Origin of the sequence: Paenibacillus xerothermodurans (assembly GCF_002220865.2) — a bacterium.
Classification (GTDB): Bacteria; Bacillota; Bacilli; order Paenibacillales; family NBRC-103111; genus Paenibacillus_S; species Paenibacillus_S xerothermodurans.
Genome location: NZ_NHRJ02000019.1, coordinates 37,154 through 61,889 on the forward strand (window position 1 = coordinate 37,154; position 24,736 = coordinate 61,889).

Genomic DNA, 24,736 nt, shown 5'->3' on the forward strand with positions numbered 1-24,736 from the left:
GCATGAACCGACATGCATGAAATTGACGCTGACCTTACGCTGTTCCATTATTTACTCTAACATAATCCATAGTATTTCCAACTTGTGATGCAATCAAATGTATACTACAATTCCGCCTTCAATTCAAGCACCGCGTCACGCAGCTCGGCGGCCCGCTCGAACTGCAGGTTTTTGGCAGCTTCCTTCATTTCCGCATCAAGCCGCTCGATCAGCGCCATACGGTCCTTCTTGGACATCTTGGCCTGCTTGGCTTCGGTCAAGTAATCGGCCTTTTGCTCCGCTACCTTCACCGCTTCAATCACATCGCGTACTTTCTTCTGGATCGTCTGCGGTGTGATCCCGTTACGTTCGTTATAAGCCATTTGGATCTCTCGGCGGCGGCTAGTTTCCCGAATCGCTTTGTCCATTGAGTCCGTGATTTTATCGGCATACATAATTACCCGTCCGTTCGCATTACGCGCCGCTCGGCCGATCGTCTGAATCAGGGAACGTTCCGCGCGCAGGAAGCCTTCTTTGTCCGCATCTAGAATCGCAACAAGCGACACCTCCGGCAAATCCAGCCCCTCCCGCAAGAGGTTGATGCCGACTAGAACGTGGAATGTGCCCAATCTCAAATCCCTGAGGATCGCCATACGCTCCAATGTTTTGATGTCCGAATGCAGGTAGCGCACTTTGATCCCAATTTCCTTCAGATAATCCGTCAAATCTTCCGCCATTTTCTTAGTTAACGTAGTGACTAGAACGCGCTCATCCTTGCTGATCCGGTCATTAATTTCGGCTAGGAGGTTATCGATCTGTCCTTTGGTCTGGCGCACTTCAATAACCGGATCGAGCAATCCGGTCGGACGAATAATCTGTTCCACCATGTCCGGGCAGTGCTCCAGCTCGAAAGGACCCGGTGTCGCCGAGATGAACACTGCTTGCTTCACCTTCGATTCGAATTCCTCAAAACGCAGCGGTCTGTTATCCAATGCCGAGGGGAGGCGAAAGCCATGCTCGACCAACACTTCCTTGCGAGCCCTGTCACCGTTGAACATTCCACGAATCTGCGGGAGTGTGACGTGAGATTCATCCACCATCACCAGCATGTCATCGGGAAAGTAGTCAAACAACGTATACGGCGTAGCCCCGCGTTCCCTGAAGGTTAATGGTCCGGAATAGTTCTCGATGCCGGAGCAGAATCCCATCTCCTGCATCATTTCCATGTCGTAGCGTGTGCGCTGCTCCAGCCGCTGGGCTTCTAACAGCTTGCCCTGCGCGCGCAGCTCAGCGAGCCGCTCTTCCAGTTCGCGCTCAATGTCCACCAACGCCCGTTTCATTGTGTCCGCGTGGGTAACAAAGTGGGACGCCGGAAAGATTGTGATGTGCTCGCGTTCGCCCAAAATTTCACCCGTCAACACGTCAATCTCTGTGATGCGCTCGATCTCATCTCCGAACAACTCCACGCGTACCGCATGTTCACTTCGTGATGCCGGGAAAATCTCGATTACATCGCCCCTGACGCGAAAGGTGCCACGGACAAAATTGATATCGTTGCGCTGATACTGGATGTCGATCAGACGATGCAGTATGTCGTTGCGTGAACGCTCCATCCCCACACGCAGGGACAACATCAGATTCCCGTATTCGACAGGCGAACCCAAGCCGTAAATGCAGGACACACTGGCCACCACAATCACATCACGCCGCTCAAACAACGCGCTGGTCGCTGAATGGCGAAGCTTGTCGATCTCCTCATTGATGCTGGAGTCTTTCTCTATAAATGTATCCGATGAAGGAATATATGCTTCCGGTTGATAGTAGTCGTAATAACTGACAAAATATTCGACGGCGTTATTAGGAAAAAATTCTTTCAACTCAGCGCACAGCTGCGCGGCCAACGTTTTGTTGTGTGCAATAAGCAGCGTCGGCCTGTTTAACTGAGCAATCACCTGGGCTGCTGTAAACGTTTTTCCTGTGCCGGTGGCGCCAAGAAGTGTCTGATATCTATTACCCGCTGTAACACTGCCGACCAATTTCTTTATGGCTTCAGGCTGGTCCCCCTGGGGTGCAAAATCCGACACCAGCTCAAATGTTTTATGGTTCATCTTTACATCGTGCATTTCATCACCCGTCCGTTGAAAAAGATCGTTTTCTATTAACTTTTACCCTGTTGATACCGATAAATACTATGCACCAACTCAATTTATATGCAAAAATCGACTTCGGCTTACCCCGAACGACTTTTTTCCTCCATAGGAATATTTGTTCCCATATATTATACCTTTTTTCATGTGTTGTTGCAAACGGTTAAACCTTACCTGCAATAGGCGGTCGTAGGAAGTCAGAGGTCAAAAATAAGCATTTTATCGACGTAAGGGTGGGTGGAAAGTGGATTTAACTACGATAATCGGCCTTATCATAGGCTTGGGCGCCCTAATCGGGGGTTACTTATGGGATGGCGGCCATCTCGGCGCCCTGATCGTTCCTAGTGCGATGCTCATCATTTTTGGCGGTACGGCGGGGGCTATCGCTGTCAGTTTCCCGATGTCGCGTTTGAAGGAAATACCGAAAGCATTGAAGATGGCGTTCTTGGAAACCAAGCGGGACCCGTCTCTCGTGATCGATGAGCTGGTGCAGATGGCAACTGTGGCGCGGCGTGAAGGCGTGTTGGCTTTGGAGCAGCGTGCCCAGGAGAGTGAGAATGAATTTTTACGCGAGGGCGTGCTAATGGTGGTCGACGGCACGGATCCTGATTTAACCAGACAGATTTTAGAGCTCGAAATGGATGCGCTCGAACACCATCACGAGGGCTGGGCCAAAATATTTGAGACTGCGGGCGGCTACGCCCCGGCTATGGGTATCATCGGTACCGTCATGGGACTTATTCACGTACTGGGCAACTTGTCTGATCCGGGTGCTCTGGGCCCGGCTATTGCCGTTGCATTCACCGCGACGCTGTATGGGGTAGCATCTGCTAACGTTGTGTACCTGCCCATTGCGACCAAAATTAAAATCCGCAGCCAGGAGCAAATTGCCGAAATGGAAGTCATGCTCGAAGGCATACTCGCGGTCCAAGCGGGAGAAAACCCACAGCTGATTCAAAAAAAATTAAAGTCATTCGTTCACCAGGCCCAAAAGAAATCTAAAGATGAAGGTGATACCGGTGGCCAGGAGAGGTAGGAAACGCGAAGAGCACGTGAACCACGAGCGATGGCTTATTACTTATGCTGATTTGATCACGCTGCTGCTGATCTTTTTCGTTATCATGTATGCCATGAGCAAGATCGATAGCGCCAAATACGAACTGCTATCCCAATCTCTCAATATGGAATTCAAACAAGCGGATTCGATGCTGCCGAACGGCGAAGGCATCTTGGAGCAATTGAGCGTCGCCAACGTAAACGACGGTGATAAGACGCAAGACGGCGAGCAGGATAAAAATGCAGAGGCGGACCGAGAGCAACAGCTCCAGGATTTGCTGGCTCAAATACAGCAGTACATTCAGCAGAATAATCTTCAAGCGCAGGTACACGCGACTGACACACCGAGAGGCATTGCGGTGACACTCAACGACTTGTTTTTGTTCGATATAGGAAAGGCCGAGCTGAAACAGGACGCTTACCCCATCTTAAACCAACTGGGTACGCTGTTTCCAACGCTAAATACAACCATCAGCATCGAGGGGCACACGGATAACGTGCCGCTGTCTACAGGCTCGATCTACCGCGATAATTGGGGCCTGTCCAACGAACGTTCCTTGTCCGTGCTCCGTTATTTTATCAATGATCTCGGACATGATCCGAAGAGTTTCATATCGACAGGCTACGCCGAAACGCGCCCGATCAAGGATAACAGCACTGCGGAAAACCGTGCGGAAAACCGTCGCGTGGAAATCGTCGTGCTGCGCAGTCCACACCTGTGAGTTGACAACACAGCCGGGCTGATGCACAGACGAGCAAACGGGTGAAACGCAACGGATGCGTGATGCAAACAGGCGTGCTCCGGACACATGCGCCGATTCAGCAATACCAAAAAGCTGCTGACTGGAAAAAGTCGGCAGCTTTTTGGTATTCCCGCTGGGCTAACCAGCTAGGTGAGTGTTTCCGTTCCCTTCAGGCCGCGTGCCGCCGTTGTTCATTGAGCTTCCTCCATCTCCAACAGCTGCCCATCTGCACTCGAGCGGCTGGCAGCGGGTCACGCTCCCGCCGGCAGCAGCCATGTGTCACATAGGCCTTGTGCCTGACTGATTACTGAATAATCCCAGCAGTTTTTTGCTGAAATATAACAGCAGATGCGGCTGCCGCTCCTGCGCGTAGTACAGCGCATCACGATCGGGAGACAAAATGATTCCCAACAGATGGTGCTCCCCGGAAAACATCGCACGCTTTAAAAATTTACTTTCCCCAGCCAGATTGAGCACTTCCAGCTTACAAAAGGCGGAATTCCGCTGCATCGCGTGATGCAGCTGCTGTTTTGTGGTTACCGCAATGCCATTGACCTTGTGCAAAATCTCTCCTGGCGCCAAACCCATTTCCTCCGCCGGACTTCCAGGTAAGATTCCTAAAATCTTCAGCCCGCGCTCATCATGAACGAAGTAAGGAGTACGTTGAGCTTCATCCCAGCGGCTGTACAACAGTACAGCTTCATGCAGTAAAATGCAGCCAAGTGAGGCAAATCCAACGGCCGCCGGCCATTGATGCGCTAATATAGCTAGCAGCAGCACCGTCGCGGAATAAATGGTCAACATTTTTGCACTCTTACGAGTCTTTTCTTTGGGCAGCCGGGTCAAGGTCAACTCCGCAAAGCCGATCATTACAGGAAACGCGATAATCGTCCACCCGCCACTCCACATGTCACCGCCTAATATAGGCGTCCAGGGGAGTGCAGCTTGACTTCCTCCCTCGAGCGGCACCAGAAGAAATAACGCCACGGGCCAAAACCCCTGTATGTGATAGCCTCCCACGATTTTTCCGCGCTTGCTTTCATAGAACATCGGAGTGGCCGCTTTCGCGCCCTGATGCCATATGAGCCCGGCTTCCACCAAATGCAGTACGGCGATCACAGCGAGCAGAGACGGCATATTTAGACTTAGCACGGCGTTGGCCAGCCAAGCCGCCGGCGGGGACCAGGCAGCGGTGTTCACTGTAAATGCACCAAGCAGGGTCTGTGCGATGCCAATTAGACCAACAGCGTATGCCCAACACAAAAAGCGCACGCGAACAACTAAAAGCAGCAGTGAAACGAGCCATAGCACAAGTACACCGTCAGCCTGGACGGTCGCTCCCACCACGCCCATCAGAACGGATGCAGCTAACCCGCCGATCCAACCCCACAGCAGCGCCCGCCATGTTTCTGATAAAAGCGAATGCAGCTTCGTTGAAAAAAGCTTGCGTTCCAGCGCGATTTGGCGGCGGTATTGTAAGATGATGAATAAAATACCTACATAATAGAACGGATGTGTAAGCAACTGCAGCAGGGCGAGCAGCCCCTTGTACGCTGCTTCCATGAACACGGTCATAGGGCTTCTCCTTCGTAGGAAAAAAATTAAGAAGGCTGGAAAGATCCAACCTTCTTAGAATATTTCGACGCGGCGCATGCATTTTCCTTCTGCTGTCACTTTTTTATAAGGGTTAATTCGAGAGCGCTGTTTGCAAATGCTGTACCGCCGCCTTCAACTGTAGATCATTTTTCGGATTCTTGATTTCTGCCAATATAGCTTTTTCAAGCCGGCTGGCGGTGTCTGCATCCACTTCACCAGTGATCGGAAGCCCCTGCATCCGCTGGAACGCTTTTACCGACAGCGCGGTTTTTTCGCTGAAATAGCCGTCCATGCGATCCGGAGCCAGGCCCAGCCCACTCAATATAATCTGCAGGTTTTTGACATCCTCGTTATTGGTGTCCGGCTTCAAGACTTGCTTCTTGTCCAGCGGCGCTACTTTGAAATAAGCCGGCTGTTCGACTGGGATGTCCGGCGCGAGTCCTTTTTTATGAATCCACTCACCGCTCGGTGTCAGCCACTTGTACACGGTCATTTTGATATTGCTGCCGTCGCCCATTTCTTTCTCAAATGTAATCTGAACGGTCCCCTTGCCGTACGTCGTTTCTCCAATGACCTTGCTGCCTGCCGAGTCCCGCAAAGCGCCCGCCAATATTTCCGAAGCACTGGCGCTGCCCTTGTTGGTTAACACGGTCACCGGGTAGTTTTTGCCCGTGCCCTGTGATGGCGTGGCCTCTTGGTTTCCGTTGCGGTCCTCAATCTTCACGATGTCTTTGCCCTTCGGCACGAACGGCTCTGCTATTTCGACGACTGCCGACAGAAGCCCGCCCGGATCGTTACGCACGTCGATGATCAGGCCTTTCATTCCCTTGGATTCCAATGCCTGCAGTTCGTCTGCAAACCGCTTCGATGTATTGCTCGCAAACTGGCGGATTTCAATTTTGCCTATATTGCCCGGCAGCATTTCCGCATGCACCGTTTCCACATCGATGTCGTCACGTACCACGATCATCTGTATCGGCTCAGGTGAACCCGGCCGGCTGATTTCCAGCTTAGCCTGTGTGCCCTTCGGCCCCCGGATCTTCATAATCGCTTGATTGAGCGTGAGACCGTCGAGCTTTTCTCCGTTCACCGACACGATCACATCGTTAACGTGAAGGCCCGCTTTCTCTGCTGGTGATCCCTTGATCGGCGCCATAATGGTCACCTTGCCATCTTCCAAAGACACCTCAGCACCGATGCCCTGGAAGGAAGACGTAATGCTCTCGTCGAACTGTTTCGCTTCATTTTGATCCATGTATACCGTGAACGGGTCCTCCAGCGTTGCAAGCATGCCGTTGATAGCCCCGTTTACCACCTTCTCGCGATCGACTTCCGATAAAAATTTGCCTTCGATCAGTTGATACGTGGTGGCAATTTTATTGAGATCCTTGGTGCCCAGGCCGGTTTTCACCGAAGCCATCGCATCACTGTCTTCGCCTACCGCGGCAAAGATCGAGGGATGCACAATTGTTAGCGTCATAATGCTGCTGGCGAACATTGCCAACAAAATAAATGCCAGAACCGTACGTCCCTTAAATGTCATTGCTGCCGATTCACCGCCTTTATTACTTGTCTCGTCCACTACGTGCCCAGTGTAGTATATGACAAGCTACTTGAAATTATTAACAGCGGTTAACGCAAATACGGTTTCGGGTCTACCGGGCGTTCGTTAATACGCACTTCAAAATGCAGATGGTTTCCCGTGGATTGTCCGGTCGTACCGACCTCAGCAATCTTCTGCCCTCGCTTCACGGTATCACCTTTTGATACATGGATTCCACCATTGCGGATATGTCCGTACAGCGTCCACACTCCGTTGCCATGGTCAATAATAACACAGTTGCCATAGCCGCTCCACCATGCGGCGACAATTACCTCTCCATCGGCGGCAGCCAATATGCCTGTCCCGCTCGGCGCACCAAAGTCTATGCCTTTGTGCGATGTTCTTTTGCCTGTGAACGGGTCTGCGCGTGTGCCGTAATCTGAGGTCATTGGGGCATTTTTCTCCAGTGGGTAAGCCATTCGGCCACCGCTAAAGGCGTTGTATGAGCTCGTCGGCGAGCTCTTCCCACCCGATTTGGATTTGCTCGCCGCTGCCGCTCTGGCTGCCGCTTCCGCCCTTCTGGCGGCGGCGAGAGCCGCTTCCTTGCGCGCGTGCTGGAGTAATAGCTGCTCCTGCGCCTCGCTGATATCCTCAGCCTGTTCGCGCTTTTGCCGCTCCTCTTCCGACAGGCTTGCGATTCTGACTTCCTTTTCCTTCTCTTTTGTCTGTAGATCAGCTCTAACCGCAGCCGTCTGGGCGTATAAGCCTTCGAGCTGAGCAAACTGCTGCTTTTTCTCGGCCTCTTTATCCGCTATCGCCTGACGATCCCGCTGATTGGCTTCCAAAATCTCTTTGTCCTGCTTGACAATCGATTTCAATGCGTCCAAACGATCCAAAAAATCACTGAAGCTGGTCGAGCTAAGTAGCACATCCGCGTAGGACACAGCTCCATTCATATACATGAGCCTTAAACGAGACTTTAATAGAGCATCACGAGTTTCAATGCGCTCCTGCGCCTCCTCCAGCTGTATACCAATTTCACGGAGCGTGTTCTTGATGGTTGCAATCTCGTCATTCAGCTGATTCAACTTCAAATTTACCGTTTCGATCTGACCTACGATCGTATTGAGATCATTGCTCGTTTGCTTCTTTTCCTGCTGCAGCCTGCCTATTTCCGCTTGAACCTGATCCGCGTTTTTCCTAGCAGCCGATTGCTGCTTCTCCAATTCATTCAACTCTTGCTCAATTTTTTGCGATGACGTTAGTGCAAACGTAAACTGAGGCAGCACGACAGTGCCCAATAATCCCGACACGACGACAAGAGACAGAAGAGACTTTCTCAAACTGCGTTTCCTCCCCAATCCAGAATGTGCATCACGGACATCCTGTCCGCAAAAGCTCTAATCCATAGGCGTGATGGGCGCCGAGCGCACACAAACTTGTGTACATGATTTTCGCCTGATCTTGTCCAACCATGGGCTCGGCCCATGTCCCCTAGTGTTCTCACCCTCACACCCGCAAAAATTTGCGCACCGATAGCGTACTTCCCCAAATACCAATCATAATTCCAATACCGAGCAGCAAGCCGGATAGCGTGAAGACGATCTGCTCAAACGGCAACAGCTTGATCATCATAAGATTCAAGTTCAACTGCGGGGAATGCATGAGCTGCCAATAACCATACAGCAAAATAGCAACGGGAATAGCTGAGCCCACCACTCCCAGCAGTGCCCCTTCAATGAAAAACGGCCAGCGTATGAAAGAATTGGTCGCCCCGACCATCTTCATAATTGAAATTTCTCTGCGTCGTGCGACAATAGTGAGCTTAATCGTGTTAGAGATAAGAAACATTGCTGTCAACGCCAGACCTGCCACTAGAACAAGACCGATATTGCGTATAATCTGCGTCACTTTGAACATCGTTTCCACGGTTCCCTGACCATAGCTCACACGGTGAATTGGTTTAACCGGATCGGTGCTGTTAATTTCATTGATTTTTTGCGCCACTGCGGCGACCTCGCGCGGTTGGGTAACTTCTACCGTGAACGAATCATTTAACGGATTGTTGTCGCCATCGAAGCCCTCCAGCAGTTGCCGTCCGCCTTCGCCCATTTTTTCCCGCAGCTGGACCAGTCCCTGTTCTTTCGACACGAACTTCACGTTAGCTACTTGTGAAAAAGAGGCAATTTGGCCTTGCAGCTCTGAAATTTTCTCTTGCGGCGTGTTCAGTTCCAAGTAAACCCTGATCTCAACCTGCTGTTCGATTTGCTGTGCCAAGTAATTGACATTCAACGACAGCAGCAAGAAGATCCCGAGCACAAATAACGAAATGGAAATCGAACTGATCGAGGCGAACGACATCCAGCCATTGCGGACCACATTCTTTCCGCCTTCCCTAAAGTGGCGGAGCGTGGTGTTAACCCTCATAGCCGTATTCACCCCTCACTTCATCACGGGCAATCTCGCCCTGCTCTATAGCTAGTACGCGTTTGCGCATCGTGTTGACAATTTCTTTGTTATGGGTTGCCATAATAATGGTGGCGCCACGGAAGTTAATCTCCTCCAGCAGCTTCATAATTTCCCATGAAGTGTCCGGATCCAGGTTTCCTGTCGGTTCATCAGCGATAATGACAGCAGGGTTATTGACAATGGCACGCGCAATCGCCACCCGCTGCTGCTCTCCACCAGACAGCTGCGTGGGCAGCGAGCCTCCCTTGTCGCTCAATTTCACCAAATCGAGCACTTCCTGCACACGCTTCATAATGAATTTCTTAGGCGCCTCGATAACTTCCATTGCGAAAGCGACATTTTCATACACAGTCAGCTTCGGCAGCAAGCGATAGTCCTGAAAAATAACACCGATATTGCGACGAACAAAAGGAATTTTACGTTGTTTCAGCTTTTCCAGATTAAAACCGTTGACGAAAATACTTCCCTTGGTCGGCCGTTCTTCTCTATAAATTAATTTCATAAATGTCGATTTTCCCGCTCCCGACGGTCCAACCACATATAGGAACTCGGTACGGTCCACCTTGACGTTAATCCCTTTTAGCGCGGGACTTCCGTCGGGATATGTCTTCCACACGTCGTGCATTTCAATCACAGTATCACATCCTGATTTTTGACTAGCTAATAATAATTCGACATAAACAGGTAAAATCCTTCGCCTGGAAAACATTTTCAACAGAATTTCACATCTGTCGCCCAATACAGACAGCCTCCATCGCTCGGGTGCAAGCACACTCAGTGGTCGTACGCTGTTGGGCAGCGCACGCTGCGACGGCAAAGATTGTGATTCGCGCTTGCAGCTGAGCGCGGGTACCCGGTGCGCTGCTACAGGTCACGGCTCAGTGTTGGTGCCCGCACGCTGGGCTGAGGTACCGGTGCGCTGCAACAAACGCGTGCCGCCGGAAGCTTACAGCTCAGCGTTGGTACCCCCATGCTGGGCTGAGGTGTACCGCCGCAGCTTGCAGCTCAGCAAGGGCGCCGGGACGCTTGAGTGAGCCGTCACGCCGGTGCCACCAACAGCAAAAAATCCCTTCCTCCAGAGATCACTCCGGCGAAAGGGATTTATGCAGATACAGAGACTACTTACTTTTCTCGATATATTCCTCGCACCATTTATCCGTCTGTGCCTTGACCGCTTCTGCCCGCTCAATCGCTGCGGCAACTTGATTGGATGCCGTACCGCCGTACACGTTACGCGCATTTACAACCTGCTCCGGCTGCAGAACCTGATATATGTCCTGACCGAAGAGCTCGGAAAATTGGTGGTACTCGTCCAACGTGAGATCCAGCAAAAATTTATTGTGTTGAATACAGTACAGTACCGTCTTGCCAATGACCTCGTGCGCCTGACGGAATGGCAGCCCCTTATTCACCAGGTAGTCAGCAATATCGGTCGCGTTGGAGAAATCCTGATTGACAGCCTGACGCATCCGGTCCTTGTTAACCTTCATCGTCGCAATCATCGGTGCAAATAATTGCAACGCTCCCTGCAACGTACGCACCGTATCGAACATACCTTCTTTGTCCTCCTGCATGTCCTTGTTGTATGCCAAAGGCAGTGACTTTAACACAGTCAACAAGCCGAACAGGTTACCGTATACACGTCCGGTTTTGCCCCGCACCAACTCGGGCACGTCAGGATTTTTCTTCTGCGGCATGATGCTGCTGCCCGTACAGAAAGCATCGTCCAACTCGGCGAAACGGAACTCCGTGCTCATCCAGAGGATCAGCTCCTCGGACAAGCGAGACAGATGCATCATAATCATCGAAGCATTTGACAGAAATTCGATAATGAAGTCGCGGTCACTGACAGCATCAAGCGAGTTCTCGTATACGCTGTCGAACCCAAGCTGCTCGGCCACAAAATGACGATCGATAGGGAATGTCGTGCCGGCCAGCGCACCTGCTCCCAGCGGTAGTACGTTGATCCGCTTATAGCTGTCCTGCAGTCGCTCTATATCCCTCTGAAACATTGATACATAGGCCATCATATGGTGCGCAAACAAGATCGGCTGCGCGCGCTGCAGATGCGTGTAACCTGGCAGGATAGTATCCTGGTTTGCCTTTGCCTGCCCGATCAACGCTTCCTGCAGCTTGTTCAGCAAAGATACAAACTCAACTACCCGCTTACGCAAATAGAGGTGCATGTCCGTAGCGACCTGGTCATTGCGGCTGCGGCCGGTGTGCAGCTTGCCTCCCACAGGACCGACTTCGTCGAGCAGAGCCTTTTCGATATTCATATGAATATCCTCGTTGGCTATCGTAAATTCCAGCTCTCCACGGCGAATCATGCCCTGGACTTTCAACAGGCCACTCTTGATCGTGTCGACATCCGCCTGCGGCAGAATTCCGCACTTGCCGAGCATGGTGACATGCGCTAAACTGCCCTGGATGTCCTCCTCGGCGAGTTCTTTATCGAATGATATGGAAGCTGTATACTCCTCTACCAGTTGATCCGTTTTCTTGGTGAACCGTCCACCCCAAAGCTTTGACAAAGTTACTGCCCCTTTCCGGTGTATCCGTATATAGCTGCTCACATAAAAACACTTATACACGAAGGCCTCCCTAGTGGACTAGGAAGGCCTGTATCCTCTCACGACCACATATCAACGGCAGCAATGCTGCACTGCAACAACGCCGACGTTTGTTTCGTGCGTATGATGTAGTGTAGACACGTACCGCTATTGATGCACTCGATGCAGCGCTCCCCACTGGCTGCGCACACCCAGCCACTTTCTTCACCAGGCAATGTGCCTACACTGTTACTGACCCGTCCGCCGCTAACTTCACCCGAAGGTGAAATCCGCTCAACCTGCGTGTATTAGGCACGCCGGCAGCGTTCGTCCTGAGCCGAATGCTCGAGTATCCTGCGGCGAGTGGTTACTTCTGCGTGCTCTGCTGCACACCGGCGGATACTTTCAAGCGCAGCGCATTCAAGCGAATAAATCCGGTCGCATCGCCTTGATTGTAAGCTTGAGTAGGGTCAGCCTCCATCGTAGCGATATCCGGGTTGTACAAGCTAACCGGGCTCTGTACGCCTGCACCGATCACGTTGCCTTTGTACAGCTTCAATCGGACCGTACCGGTAACATTTTTCTGGCTTTCGTTCACCAAAGCTTGCAATGCCAGCCGCTCAGGCGCAAACCAAAAACCGTTGTAGACCAGTGTCGCATAGCGGGAAATAAGGGAATCACGCAGACTCATAACCTCGCGATCCATGGTGAGTGACTCCATTTTGCGATGAGCCGTGAAAAGGATCGTACCTCCCGGTGTCTCATATACGCCACGGCTCTTCATGCCAACGAAGCGGTTTTCCACCATGTCCACACGTCCGATGCCATGCTTGCCTCCAAGCTCGTTCAAGCTCTCCATCACCTGCAGCGGGGTGAGGCGACTCCCGTTCAAGCCTACGCAGTTCCCCTGTTCGAAGTTAAGCTCGATGTACTCGGCTTGGTCGGGCGCATCCTCCGGATCCACGCTTAACACAAACATGTCTTTGTTGGATGCTGCGCTCGGATCAAACCAAGGATCCTCCAACATCCCGCTCTCAAAGCTGATATGCAGCAGGTTGCGGTCGGTCGAGTACGGCTTCGCAGCGGAGGCCGTTACCGGAATACCGTGCTTCTCGGCATAAGCGATCATTTCCGCGCGTCCCGGGAACGTTTCACGGAACTCATCCAGCCGCCACGGTGCAATAACGTCCAGCTCAGGTGCGAGAGCGGCAACCCCCAGCTCAAAACGCACCTGGTCGTTGCCTTTACCAGTGGCTCCATGTGCAATCGCCGTCGCGCCTTCTTGGCGTGCGATCTCCACCATGCGCTTTGCGATCAGCGGGCGGGCGATGCTGGTGCCGAGCAGGTATTGTCCTTCATACAGCGCGCCTGCCTGGAACATAGGGAAGATAAAATCTTGGGCGAACTCTGCACGCAGATCGTCTATATAAACTTTGGAAGCGCCAGTCGCCAGAGCTTTTGCTTCGAGACCGTCCAGTTCTTCTTTTTGTCCGATGTCTGCTGTGAAGGCGATAATTTCCGCATCGTAAGTTTCTTTCAACCATTTTAAAATAATCGATGTATCCAAACCGCCCGAGTAGGCGAGCACAATTTTTTGCTTAGCCATGAGTCCGATTTCTCCTTTGCTCTGAATGATGACGAGTGCTACATGATAGCGGCCATAATTGCTTTTTGCGCGTGCAGACGGTTTTCCGCCTGATCAAAAACAATCGAGTGCGGCCCGTCAATCACACCTTCACTGACTTCCTCCCCGCGATGCGCCGGCAGGCAGTGCATGAACAGATAATCCTTTTTGGCCAGTTTCACCAGTTCTTCGTTCACTTGATAGATGTGGAAGGCTTTCTCGCGCTCAGCCTGCTCTTCCTCGAAGCCCATGCTTGCCCACACGTCCGTGTACACCACATCCGCATCGGCCACGGCTTCCTTCGGATCGTAACCCACATACAGCTTTGCGCCGGTTTGTTTAGCGACGTCCTGCGTTTGCTGAATCACATTTTTGTCAGGCTCATAGCCTTCGGGAGAAGCAACTGCGAAATCGATGCCCAATTTGGCGGCACCCATCATCAGAGAATGCACCATGTTGTTACCATCGCCTACATAAGCCACCTTTAAGCCACGCAAACGCCCCTTATGCTCCAAAATGGTCTGATAATCGGCCAATGCCTGACACGGATGAGAACGCTCCGTAAGTCCGTTGATCACCGGAATCGTAGCGCCTCGGGCTAGATCAATCACCTTGCGGTGAGCATGAGTACGAATCATGATACCATCCAAATAACGTGACATGGTTTGCGCGGTATCCCATACGGTCTCACCACGGCCTAACTGAAGATCATTTTTGCTTAAAAATAATGCATGGCCTCCAAGCTGATACATTCCCACTTCAAATGAAACACGTGTGCGGGTAGATGACTTCTCGAAAATCATGCCGAGCGTCTTGCCCTTCAAAGGCTGATAAACCTCTCCCGCTTTCAGCTTTTTCTTCAAATCGATCGCCATGTCGATCAAATATTGCAGTTCGCCTGTTGAGAAGTCGGAGATCCCAAGGAAATCTCTACCGTTCAAATCAATGGCTAATTGCTCTTCTGTTTCTGTCCAGGCCATAATAGAGCTCCTTTTCAACTCTGTTTAAGTTATGTTATTGCTTGTATCCAATGAATACTTCCACGCACAAAGTTGATTTGTTTTTTATTGTTATACTTAGCCTTGTCATACTTAGCCCGTCTTGCTACACAGCAGCAGCCGACTGCTTACTCAGCACGCTGCAGATCACGTCCAGGCCGCTGTCCAAATCTTCCTTAGCAATAAGGAGGCTCGGCGCCAAGCGAATGACATTCGGCCCGGCGGATACAACGAGCACCGCCTTCTCTTGGAGGGCAGTGATTGGATCCGCCACCGGTTGTGTGCACTCGATGCCAATGAGCAATCCCAATCCGCGCACTTCTTTCACCAGCGGGTTTCCTGCCAGCTTTTGCTGCAGCGTGCTCACGATGTATGTGCCCAGTTCCTGCGCACGTTCGGAGAGTTTATCTCCTAGAATCGTCTCCATCGTAGCGATGCCCGCTGCGGTGGACAGGTAGTTCCCTCCGAATGTAGAACCGTGACTTCCTGCAGAAAACGCTTCGCGCAATTTTTCTTTACCCAACATGGCGCCAATCGGCATCCCACTGCCAAGCCCTTTCGCCAACGTAAAAATATCCGGCTCGATACCATAGTGCTCATATGCAAACAGCTTGCCGGTTCGCGCAATCCCCGTTTGTATCTCATCAACAATCAACAGCAGCCCATGCTGCTCGCACAGCTCTGCCACGCGCTTGACAAAGGCTGGCTCCGCACGGTTCACACCGCCTTCACCTTGCACCATTTCGAGCATTATCGCACACGTTTTCGGCCCGATCACCCGCTCCAAAGCAGTGGCGTCATTGTATGGCGCGTACACAAAGCCGTCAGGCAGCGGTGCAAAGCCGTCCTTAACCTTATCCTGTCCGGTCGCAGTTAATGTCGCCAGAGTGCGGCCATGGAATGATTGGTCGAATGTGATGATCTCATACTGCTCCGGCTTGCCGACAATTTTCTGAAAATAGCGCCGTACCAACTTTATGGCAGCCTCATTCGCTTCCGCACCGCTGTTGCAGAAGAACACCGCGTCAGCGCAGCTGTTATCGGTGAGCAGCTCAGCTAGGCGTTGCTGATTCGGAATGTGAAACAGATTGCTTGTGTGCCACAGCGTATCCACCTGTTCTTTCAAGCGCTCTGACACCTGCTTGGGTGCGTGACCGAGATTAGTGACGGCCAGACCGCACATCAAATCCAAGTATTCTTTGCCGGTGTCGTCCCACAGGCGACTGCCTTCCCCTTTGACAAAAGTTAAGCCATAGCGGCCGTAGTTCGGAAACAGTGAGCTCGCTCCCTCTCCCATACGTTGACTCACTCCTTTTTAGAATAATGCGTATGCACATTTATTTCACAATCCGTGTACCGATTTCAGCGCCTTTGATGACTCGGCTCAGCACTTCGGGCTCCGTACCGTTGACAATGATGACTTCCCTGACTTTGCCTTGAATACACTGGATGGCGGCACGCACCTTGGGAATCATGCCGCCATATATTTCACCGCTGGCGATCATCTTATCAATTTCGCTGACCGTGACGCTTGGCAGTACCACTCTCGCACCGCCCACAGGTTTCATAATGCCCGGCACATCAGTGACCACGATCATTCGTTCGACGCCCATATGCGATGCAACGGCTCCAGCCGCAGTGTCCGCGTTGATGTTGTAACGCTGGCTTCCGTCCGCACCAAGGCCAACCGGCGCGATCACCGGGATATAGCCCATTTTGACCATGCCTTGAATCAAATCCGCGTTCACACCGGTCACGTCACCCACCAGTCCGACTTCATCAGCATGCGCTACCGGCTCGGCTTGGATGAGATGGCCGTCCACTCCGGACAGCCCCAATGCTTTCGCGCCTGAAAGCTGTATCTTGCGCACGATTTCCTTGTTGATGCGCCCTGCGAGGACCATCTCAACCACGTCCAGCACGGCCTCGTTCGTCTTGCGCAGTCCATTCACGAATTCCGTCTCAATGCCGAGTTTGCCCAGCGTATCGGAGATCGCAGGCCCTCCGCCATGCACGATCACCGGAATAATCGCTTCATCCTGCAGCCGTTTCATATCATCAAAAAATGAATTTGGCAAAGCAGCCAAGGTACTCCCGCCGCATTTCATGACAAAACACATCGCACTCATCTATTCGTTCCCCTTTAGCCGCCTAGTTCTGCTGCACGCCTAACCGTGACATCCGGCCTCCCGGCGGACGTCTGGTCATCGCTGCGGTAAAAGCCGACTGTTTTTGCGGGCGCGCAGCAGGCACAAACATCGACTGTGTTACGACCACACAGCTAGTGCAAATCCCACACAGTTGCTTCCGTTCATTCGCCGGTACATCGCATTACGTCCGGTAAGCAGCGTTGATCCGCACATAATCATATGTCAGGTCACAGCCCCAAGCCGTGGCCGATTCATTGCCCATATTGAGGTTCACAAGTATTTGTACCAGCTCGCCCTTCAAATAGGCTAATGCGCGGTCCTCGTCAAATTTTACCGGTCTGGATTGCTCGAGCACTACGATGTCGCCCAATTGGATATGGACCGTCTCCGTATTCACCGGCTGCCCGGCACGCCCCACCGCTGCAATAATGCGGCCCCAGTTCGCGTCTGCGCCAAAGCAGGCCGATTTCACCAAGCTCGAGCCGATCACCGTCTTCGCAATCGCCCGGGCCGCCTCCTGTGATTCCGCTCCGGCTACGGTGACTTCGATCAGCTTCGTTGCGCCTTCACCGTCGCGAGCGATCGCCTTCGCCAAATATTCAGCGACATATCGGAAGCCGGCTTCAAAGGCCGCCCAATCCGGGTGCTCCGGCGTTAAGCTTTCATTTCCCGCCAAGCCGCTTGCCATAGCTACCACCATATCGTTGGTACTGGTGTCGCCATCGACGGTGATCATATTGAACGTTGTGTCCGTTACACCGTTCAAAAGCTTTTGCAGATGCACATTGGCAATATTCGCATCCGTCGTAATGAAACCAAGCATCGTGGCCATGTTAGGATGAATCATGCCCGAGCCTTTAGCCGCCCCGGCAACGTGCACGGTCTTGCCGCCTACGGTCAGGCGGACGCAAGTCATCTTCTGCACCAAATCGGTGGTAAGTATTGCCTGGCAGAAGTCTTCCGCGCCGTCTGCTTTCACTTGGGACGGCAGCTCTTCAATGCCGCTTAACACTTTCGGCATGGGGAGCAGTTCGCCGATGACGCCCGTGGAAGTCACGCCGACATGATGCTCGGCCACACCGAACGCCTTTGCCGCAGCCGTCCGCATTGCACGTGCATCCTCCTCGCCCTGCTTGCCCGTGCAAGCATTGGCGTTGCCGCTGTTGACGAGCACCGCCTGCAGCTTGCCATCTACCGCGATGCTTGCCTGCGTCACACCCAGCGGAGCCGCTTGAAATGCGTTCAGCGTATATACTCCCGCCGCCTGCGCAGGAACGTCACATACTATGATGCCGAGATCATAGCGAGTCGTCTTTTTCAGCCCGCAGTGCAATCCCCCGGCACGAAAACCTGCCGGCGTGGTGATTGTACCTTCCGGCATAACGGTAAATTGATCTGTCACCTTCATCTTCTCCTCATTTATTGCATGCTTGTTTACGGATATACCGGAGTGAACGCGAGCCCCGCTCCTTCATCCCAGCCCATCAGCAAGTTCAGGTTTTGTATCGCTTGGCCAGCAGCGCCTTTTACCAAGTTGTCGATGACGGATATGATTGTGAGCCGCCCTGTACGTTGATCCAGCGATATGCCGATATCACAGTAGTTCGAGCCCCAAACCTCTTTGGTAGCGGGCCATTTTCCCGCTGGACGGATTCGGACAAAGCGCCGGCCTTCATAGTATCGCCGGTACAAATTGATAATTTCTTCCTCCGTATGCATTTCCCTCAGATTAACATACATTGTGGACAAAATCCCCCGAGTCATGGGCACCAAATGTGTCGTAAAAGTGACTACCGCAGCCTCGCCTGCCACCCTGCTGAGCACCTGCTCAATCTCCGGCGTGTGTTGATGCCTATTTACTTTATATGCTAACAAGTTCTCATTGATCTCGGAGTAGTGGAAGCCTAAGCTTAATCCCCGTCCTCCACCTGACACACCCGTTTTCGCGTCGATAATAATGGATGACAAATCTGCCCAACCTTCACTCACCACAGGGACCAAACCAAGCAGTGTCGCTGTCGGAAAACAGCCCGGATTTGAAATGAACCCGGCGCCACGCACCTCATCGGCAAACACCTCCGACAAACCGTACACGGCTTTCTCTACATACGCAGGATCGGCCGGCTTATGCTTATACCAACGTTCATATGCCTCTCCTGACTTCAAGCGGAAATCGCCGGACAGATCAATGACCTTTAGCCCAGCATCCACCAGCTTCGGGGCAAGTTCAGTGGCCACACCATGCGGTGTAGCGGTGAAAACCACGTCAGCTTTTTGCTGCAGCTGTCCAATGTCGATTCCGTCCAGTGTGTTTGTCACGATTTGATTTAAATGCGGAAAACCATCCGCTATGGGCACGCCGGCCCTTGATGTGGAAATAACCGACGTGATCTCCACATTCGGGTGCGAGAGCAGGAGCCTGATCAGCTCCACCCCGCCATACCCGGTTGATCCGATGATAGCCGCTCTCAATTTCGTAGACATATCCGTTCCCCCCACCTGCAAGTTATGAATTATTATACATTTGTCAGTATAATAATTCAACGTAATTTTTACTTTCATTCGAAGCTTCAGCGCTTCTACCGAGCTTTATGTATATATGCGGGCAAAAGAAAGCGCTCACTGCTGCCCGGCAAAAAGTATGCTAACACGTGAGGCAGCGCTCTCAAATCGCTCGGCCTGGGACGTGTGTGGGATCACACTTGGTGTTCTGCCCCTGCCGGTCAACAGTCGTCCTGCTTTTCTTCCCCTCCCATGGCTGCAAACAAACAGCGCATGCTCCATCGGCGGCAGCCAATAAATTCTTTTAAATTTTAACATGAAAATGTAAAAAGGCACAGAACCCTTATGGTCCGCGCCTGTTCTATCCTTATCTAAGGTATGCCATGAAACTTAAAGCCTTCTCCAAGCACTTCATTTGTATCACTCAGAATCACGAAGGCGCCCGGGTCGATCGCTTTTACCAGCTCTTTTAGATTGTTTACCTGTGTCTGGCCGACGACAATCATCAGAACCGTTCGAATCTCCCCGGTGTAGCCACCCTTTGCTTCCAGCATCGTAACTCCACGATCTAATTCATGCAGCACCGCCGATCTGATATCTTCCGCATGCTTTGAAATAATGAAGGCCACCTTCGAATAACTAAGTCCGACCTGGACAATGTTAATGGTTCTGCTGGTAACGAACAATCCAATGAGTGCATACATCGCCTTTTCCGGAGACAGCACAATACCCGCCGCAAGAATCACCAACCCGTCCAAGATCGCCACCGCCAGTCCCAGACTGAGCCCCGTATATCTGTGTACCAGCTGCGCCGCTAGATCTAAACCACCTGTAGAGCCTCTGCCGCGGAACACCAGCCCTAATCCAATTCCGACCAAAATTCCACCGTAAATACTAGCCAACAGCAAGTTATCTGTCAAAGGAGGCAGTTCCCTCGTGAGCAAAACGAGCATAGGGAGCAGTGCCGAACCGATAGCGGTTCGCAAGCCAAACTGTCCGCCAAGCAACCATAATCCTAGAACAAACAAAGGAATGTTCAGTGCCCATTGTGTAAACGCCGGCTCGATGCCCAACACTTCCCTCACGATGATGCTGATGCCCGTTACCCCGCCCGCAGCAATTTCGTTGGGATTCTGCAGCATGTTAAAGCTGACCGCAATACACAGCGCACCGATGAGCAGCAGCGCGTATTCAATGAACCAAGATCTGCGGCGGCGGGAGGCCCTGAGTTTTCGGCTTCGTTTTGTGTCATTCACCACTACTGCTCCTCCTTCCTGGCAGCCACAACTCCTTACTTGCCTATGTAAAAGAAAAACCTACGACGTGACAGCCGACTCAAGCAACGCATCGGTATGCAGCTTTAGCAGCATGACGCCGTCGTCCTAGGTTTTGGCAATACGTGTAGGTTTTACTTGTGATACGTTATTTATGATGATGCTTGCGGGTTCAGTGCTTTATCCTTCTTTGGCATCGGATTGAATCTGAAGACGCAGGTAAGCGTCGATGAACATATCCAAATCCCCATCCATTACCGCTCCTATATTACCCGTCTCCGTTGCTGTACGGTGATCCTTCACCATGCTGTATGGATGGAATACGTAGGAACGAATTTGGCTTCCCCACGCAATATCGGAGACTTCGCCGCGGATTTCCGCCAAGTGTTTCATTTGCTCTTCGATCTTTTTCTCATACAATTTGGAGCGCAGCATTTTCATCGCACGCTCACGGTTCTTGATCTGTGAACGCTCGGTTTGGCAGCTAACGACCACCCCTGTCGGCATGTGCGTAATCCGAACAGCCGAGTCCGTCGTATTGATGTGCTGACCGCCGGCGCCGCTCGCACGGTAGGTGTCTATCTTCAGGTCCTCCGTGCGAATATCTACTTCTACATCGTCATCAATCTCCGGCATTACATCACATGATACGAAAGATGTATGACGGCGTCCCGATGCGTCGAAAGGAGAGATTCGCACTAACCGATGCACGCCTTTTTCCGCTTTCAGGTAACCGTAGGCATTATGCCCTTTGATCAGCAGCGTTACGCTCTTCACACCGGCTTCGTCTCCAGGCAGATAGTCAAGCACTTCTACCTTGAAATCCCGCTTCTCCGCCCAGCGGCGGTACATGCGAAGCAGCATTTCCGCCCAATCCTGCGACTCGGTGCCGCCGGCGCCGGGGTGCAGCTCAACGATGGCGTTCAACCGGTCATAAGGCTGGTTCAGCAGCAGCTGCAGCTCGAAGTTCTCCAGCTTGGAGACAAGCTGTTCGATCCCCTGCTTGATGTCGTCCGCCATGCTCTCGTCCTGCTCATCCTGCATCAGTTCAACCATAACCTCGAGATCCTCGAACTCAGCGGACAGCGCTTGAAATTGATCGACTCCGCCTTTTACCGCATTCATCTCGGCAATGACCTTCTGTGCTTCTTCGTTGTGGTCCCAAAAATCGGGGGCGGCCATCTTTTCTTCAAAGTTGGCGATTTGCTCCATCTTGAGATCTAAGTCAAAGAGACCCCCTAAGCTCAGCTAACCGTTTAGCCGTTTCTCGTAAATCCTGTTTTACTTCCGGATCTAACATAGTATCCACTCCTTAAAAGTTTGCAAGTCACTTTCGTATGTGCAAAACTGTGCACTTATAATAATACGTTAACATTTGTAGCCCTGTGTGCGCTCGCGTGACAGTGCGTGGCTGATTCTTACGTGCAAATCTGCCGGTAAAAAAAGGAGCCGGATCCGAGCCCGGCTGCCTTACTGCCTCTGCTTCGCAGTTTACGAAGCACCATGACATTGCTTATATTTCTTACCGCTGCCGCAAGGACAGAGATCGTTACGTCCGGTACGTTCTTCATTGACCACCGGCTTCTTAGGTGCCGGCCCGCCATCGGCTGCGACCGGCTGCGCCTCCACCACCGGCTGACGCTGCAGATTCGTCTCAACGTGAGCCTTCATGATGTATGTGGCTACTTCCTCTTGTATCCGCTCAATCATTTCCTTAAACATTTCAAAACCTTCGAATTGGTACTCGCGAAGCGGGTCTGTGCCGCCATAGGCACGCAAATGGATACCTTGGCGCAGTTGATCCATTGCATCGATATGGTCCATCCACTTGGAATCGACCGCACGAAGGACGACCACCTTTTCAAACTCGCGCATTATCTCTTCGCCCATTGCTTGCTCACGTTCTTCATATAGGCGCTGAACCAAATCCTTGATATACTGAGTCATCTCTTCAGGCTCTTTGCCCCACAAATCCTCTGCAGTCAATTGGCCTTCATGTAAAAATGTCCCATTCGCGTAATCAATGATAGCTGGCAGATCCCATTCTTCGGGAACGAGATCCTTTGGACAGTGAGCCTCCACAATACGCTCGATAACCGGGAAGATCATGCCCAAAGTGATGTCACGGATATTATCCGATTCCAACACCTCGCGGCGCTGCTTATATATAATCTCACGCTGCTGGTTCATCACATCATCATACTGCAATACGACCTTCCGTACGTCGAAGTTGTTGCCCTCCACCCGCTTCTGTGCCGATTCCACAGCACGCGTGATTAGCTTACTCTCAATGGGTTGATCTTCTTCGAAGCCTAGTCGATCCATCATGCCCATGATATTTTCCGCACCGAAACGGCGCATCAAATCATCTTCCATAGATAGATAGAACTGCGAAGAACCCGGATCCCCCTGACGTCCTGCACGACCGCGGAGCTGGTTATCGATCCGGCGGCTTTCATGGCGCTCGGTACCTACAATATGCAGACCACCGACTTCAGCCACCCCTTCACCCAAAACAATGTCCGTGCCTCGACCCGCCATATTTGTAGCGATAGTCACCGCTCCTGCCTGGCCGGCACGCGATACAATCTCCGCTTCTTCGGCGTGGTATTTCGCGTTCAGCACCTTGTGAGGAATGCCTTTGCGTTTCAGCAGGTCCGACAAACGCTCCGAGTTTTCGATCGAGACCGTACCAACCAGCACCGGCTGCTTGTTTTGATGCCGTTTGACAATCTCGTCCACGACCGCGCGGAATTTACTGTTCACGTTTTTGTAAACGACATCCGGCAAATCCTCGCGAATCATCGGACGGTTGGTAGGTACAACGATAACCTCGAGTCCGTAGATCTTTTTGAACTCCTCTTCCTCAGTTTTTGCAGTACCTGTCATTCCCGACAGCTTGCGGTACATACGGAAGTAGTTCTGGAATGTGATCGTAGCCAGAGTCATCGACTCGTTCTGCACTTGGAGCTGTTCTTTCGCCTCGATCGCTTGGTGCAGCCCTTCGCTGTAACGGCGCCCTGTCATCAAACGCCCAGTGAACTCGTCGACAATGACAACCTCGCCGCCTTCAACCACATAGTCCACATCGCGCTTCATGATCACATGTGCCTTGAGCGCCTGTGTGATATGATGGTTCAAAGTCACGTTAGTGTGATCAAACAGATTGTCGATGTTAAATGTTTGCTCAGCCTTAGCCACGCCCGCTTCCGTTAGCGTTGTGGTCCGCATTTTGATATCGACGGTGTAGTCTTCTTCCGGCTTCAACCGGCTCACGAATCGATCCGCCCGATAGTACATATCCGTAGATTTGGCAGCTTGTCCGGAAATGATCAGCGGTGTACGTGCTTCATCCACGAGAATGGAGTCGACCTCGTCAATTACCGCATAATACAGCGGACGCTGAACCATCTGTTCCTTGTACATGACCATATTGTCACGCAAATAGTCGAAACCGAACTCATTGTTCGTCCCGTATGTGACATCACAGGCGTATGCCGCCTGCTTCTCATGATGCAGCAGATTATTTAAATTGACACCAACGGTCATACCGAGAAATTCATAAATTCTACCCATTTCCGCGCTATCCCGCTGAGCCAAATACTCATTCACCGTAACCACGTGCACACCTTTACCCGCCAAAGCATTCAGATAGACCGGCAGTGTTCCGACCAATGTTTTACCTTCCCCGGTTCTCATCTCGGCGATGCGGCCCTCATGAAGCACCATACCGCCTACCAGCTGTACGTCGTAATGGCGTTTGCCCAGCACACGCTTGGAAGCCTCGCGTACTACAGCGAATGCTTCCGGCAGTAAATCATCCAATGTTTCATCCTTATTTAAACGTTCACGAAATTCCGTAGTTTTGTTACGGAGCTCATCGTCCGTTAAAACTTCCATAGACGATTCCAGTTGGTTAATAGCATCAACAGTTTTCCATAAACGCTTCACTTCACGTTCATTGGAATCACCGAATATTTTTTTAACGAGTCCTAGCATGGGCCCCATCTCCCTTATATTTAAAAAACGGTTTGCCTTAAATTGTATCAGTTTGCGATAAGAGTCGCAAGAACTGTAAATTTCATCCTTTGTTACTTATTGCC

Annotated in this window: 18 protein-coding genes; 2 read left to right on the forward strand and 16 right to left on the reverse strand. The window is 51.8% G+C overall.

The window, feature by feature from the left end; translation table 11 throughout:
- Positions 1–104 precede the first annotated feature (104 nt).
- A complete protein-coding gene (uvrB, locus tag CBW46_RS19440) occupies positions 105–2,087 on the reverse strand; it encodes an excinuclease ABC subunit UvrB (protein ID WP_424446792.1) in 1,983 nt (660 codons plus the stop codon).
- A 283-nt stretch (positions 2,088–2,370) separates the two neighbouring features.
- Between uvrB and CBW46_RS19445 the strand changes: the two genes are divergently transcribed.
- Entirely contained in the window at positions 2,371–3,162 is a 792-nt protein-coding gene (locus tag CBW46_RS19445; protein ID WP_089201624.1) for a flagellar motor protein, read from the forward strand.
- On the forward strand, positions 3,146–3,904 hold the full coding sequence (locus CBW46_RS19450; protein ID WP_089201625.1) for a flagellar motor protein MotB: 759 nt from the start codon (positions 3,146–3,148) through the stop codon (positions 3,902–3,904). The genes CBW46_RS19445 and CBW46_RS19450 overlap by 17 nt, the downstream gene beginning before the upstream one ends.
- 300 nt (positions 3,905–4,204) lie before the next feature.
- On the opposite strand, the gene CBW46_RS19455 is transcribed toward CBW46_RS19450, so the two are convergent.
- The 15 genes from CBW46_RS19455 to secA form a co-directional block, all read right to left on the reverse strand.
- Complete coding sequence (locus CBW46_RS19455) at positions 4,205–5,500, reverse strand: PDZ domain-containing protein (RefSeq protein ID WP_089201626.1); 1,296 nt, start codon at positions 5,498–5,500, stop codon at positions 4,205–4,207.
- 112 nt (positions 5,501–5,612) lie between these two features.
- A complete protein-coding gene (locus CBW46_RS19460; protein ID WP_089201627.1) occupies positions 5,613–7,064 on the reverse strand; it encodes a S41 family peptidase in 1,452 nt (483 codons plus the stop codon).
- An 89-nt stretch (positions 7,065–7,153) separates the two neighbouring features.
- The gene (locus CBW46_RS19465) at positions 7,154–8,407 is read right to left on the reverse strand and encodes a murein hydrolase activator EnvC family protein (RefSeq protein ID WP_089201628.1); all 1,254 of its coding nucleotides are present in this window, start codon (positions 8,405–8,407) and stop codon (positions 7,154–7,156) included.
- A 166-nt stretch (positions 8,408–8,573) separates the two neighbouring features.
- Entirely contained in the window at positions 8,574–9,491 is a 918-nt protein-coding gene (gene ftsX, locus CBW46_RS19470) for a permease-like cell division protein FtsX (protein WP_089201629.1), read from the reverse strand.
- Entirely contained in the window at positions 9,481–10,167 is a 687-nt protein-coding gene (ftsE, locus tag CBW46_RS19475; protein WP_089201650.1) for a cell division ATP-binding protein FtsE, read from the reverse strand. Before ftsE ends, ftsX begins: the two co-directional genes overlap by 11 nt.
- Before the next feature lie 484 nt (positions 10,168–10,651).
- Complete coding sequence (argH, locus tag CBW46_RS19485; protein ID WP_089201651.1) at positions 10,652–12,067, reverse strand: argininosuccinate lyase; 1,416 nt, start codon at positions 12,065–12,067, stop codon at positions 10,652–10,654.
- Positions 12,068–12,452: 385 nt separating this feature from the next.
- Complete coding sequence (locus tag CBW46_RS19490; protein WP_089201631.1) at positions 12,453–13,691, reverse strand: argininosuccinate synthase; 1,239 nt, start codon at positions 13,689–13,691, stop codon at positions 12,453–12,455.
- 38 nt (positions 13,692–13,729) lie between these two features.
- Entirely contained in the window at positions 13,730–14,689 is a 960-nt protein-coding gene (gene argF, locus CBW46_RS19495) for an ornithine carbamoyltransferase (protein WP_089201632.1), read from the reverse strand.
- A gap of 124 nt (positions 14,690–14,813) precedes the next feature.
- Positions 14,814–16,004, reverse strand: coding sequence for an acetylornithine transaminase (locus tag CBW46_RS19500; RefSeq protein ID WP_089201633.1), 1,191 nt, complete (start codon positions 16,002–16,004; stop codon positions 14,814–14,816).
- 40 nt (positions 16,005–16,044) lie between these two features.
- Positions 16,045–16,836, reverse strand: coding sequence for an acetylglutamate kinase (gene argB / locus CBW46_RS19505; protein WP_089201634.1), 792 nt, complete (start codon positions 16,834–16,836; stop codon positions 16,045–16,047).
- Positions 16,837–17,038: 202 nt separating this feature from the next.
- The gene (gene argJ, locus CBW46_RS19510; RefSeq protein WP_089201635.1) at positions 17,039–18,265 is read right to left on the reverse strand and encodes a bifunctional glutamate N-acetyltransferase/amino-acid acetyltransferase ArgJ; all 1,227 of its coding nucleotides are present in this window, start codon (positions 18,263–18,265) and stop codon (positions 17,039–17,041) included.
- 26 nt (positions 18,266–18,291) lie between these two features.
- Positions 18,292–19,341 (reverse strand): N-acetyl-gamma-glutamyl-phosphate reductase, encoded by a 1,050-nt coding sequence (argC, locus tag CBW46_RS19515; RefSeq protein WP_089201636.1) that lies wholly within the window; start codon positions 19,339–19,341, stop codon positions 18,292–18,294.
- Positions 19,342–19,730: 389 nt separating this feature from the next.
- On the reverse strand, positions 19,731–20,615 hold the full coding sequence (locus CBW46_RS19520; RefSeq protein ID WP_243633411.1) for a YitT family protein: 885 nt from the start codon (positions 20,613–20,615) through the stop codon (positions 19,731–19,733).
- Between the two features lie 198 nt (positions 20,616–20,813).
- Positions 20,814–21,933, reverse strand: a protein-coding gene (gene prfB / locus CBW46_RS19525; RefSeq protein ID WP_207802338.1) for a peptide chain release factor 2 whose coding sequence is annotated in 2 segments (ribosomal slippage) — positions 20,814–21,860 and positions 21,862–21,933 — 1,119 coding nt in all. Because the reading frame shifts where the segments join, the coding sequence is not laid out codon by codon here.
- A gap of 191 nt (positions 21,934–22,124) precedes the next feature.
- Positions 22,125–24,632, reverse strand: coding sequence for a preprotein translocase subunit SecA (gene secA, locus CBW46_RS19530; RefSeq protein ID WP_089201639.1), 2,508 nt, complete (start codon positions 24,630–24,632; stop codon positions 22,125–22,127).
- Between the last annotated feature and the right edge of the window lie 104 nt (positions 24,633–24,736).

Excerpts from the sequence above, each read along its gene's own strand:
- uvrB (WP_424446792.1), bottom strand. The coding sequence starts at position 2,087 with ATGAACCATAAAACATTTGAGCTGGTGTCGGATTTTGCACCCCAGGGG.
- CBW46_RS19455 (WP_089201626.1), bottom strand. The coding sequence starts at position 5,500 with ATGACCGTGTTCATGGAAGCAGCGTACAAGGGGCTGCTCGCCCTGCTG.
- CBW46_RS19460 (WP_089201627.1), bottom strand. The coding sequence starts at position 7,064 with ATGACATTTAAGGGACGTACGGTTCTGGCATTTATTTTGTTGGCAATG.
- ftsX (WP_089201629.1), bottom strand. The coding sequence starts at position 9,491 with ATGAGGGTTAACACCACGCTCCGCCACTTTAGGGAAGGCGGAAAGAAT.
- CBW46_RS19490 (WP_089201631.1), bottom strand. The coding sequence starts at position 13,691 with ATGGCTAAGCAAAAAATTGTGCTCGCCTACTCGGGCGGTTTGGATACA.
- argF (WP_089201632.1), bottom strand. The coding sequence starts at position 14,689 with ATGGCCTGGACAGAAACAGAAGAGCAATTAGCCATTGATTTGAACGGT.
- CBW46_RS19500 (WP_089201633.1), bottom strand. The coding sequence starts at position 16,004 with ATGGGAGAGGGAGCGAGCTCACTGTTTCCGAACTACGGCCGCTATGGC.
- argB (WP_089201634.1), bottom strand. The coding sequence starts at position 16,836 with ATGAGTGCGATGTGTTTTGTCATGAAATGCGGCGGGAGTACCTTGGCT.
- argJ (WP_089201635.1), bottom strand. The coding sequence starts at position 18,265 with ATGAAGGTGACAGATCAATTTACCGTTATGCCGGAAGGTACAATCACC.
- argC (WP_089201636.1), bottom strand. The coding sequence starts at position 19,341 with ATGTCTACGAAATTGAGAGCGGCTATCATCGGATCAACCGGGTATGGC.
- secA (WP_089201639.1), bottom strand. The coding sequence starts at position 24,632 with ATGCTAGGACTCGTTAAAAAAATATTCGGTGATTCCAATGAACGTGAA.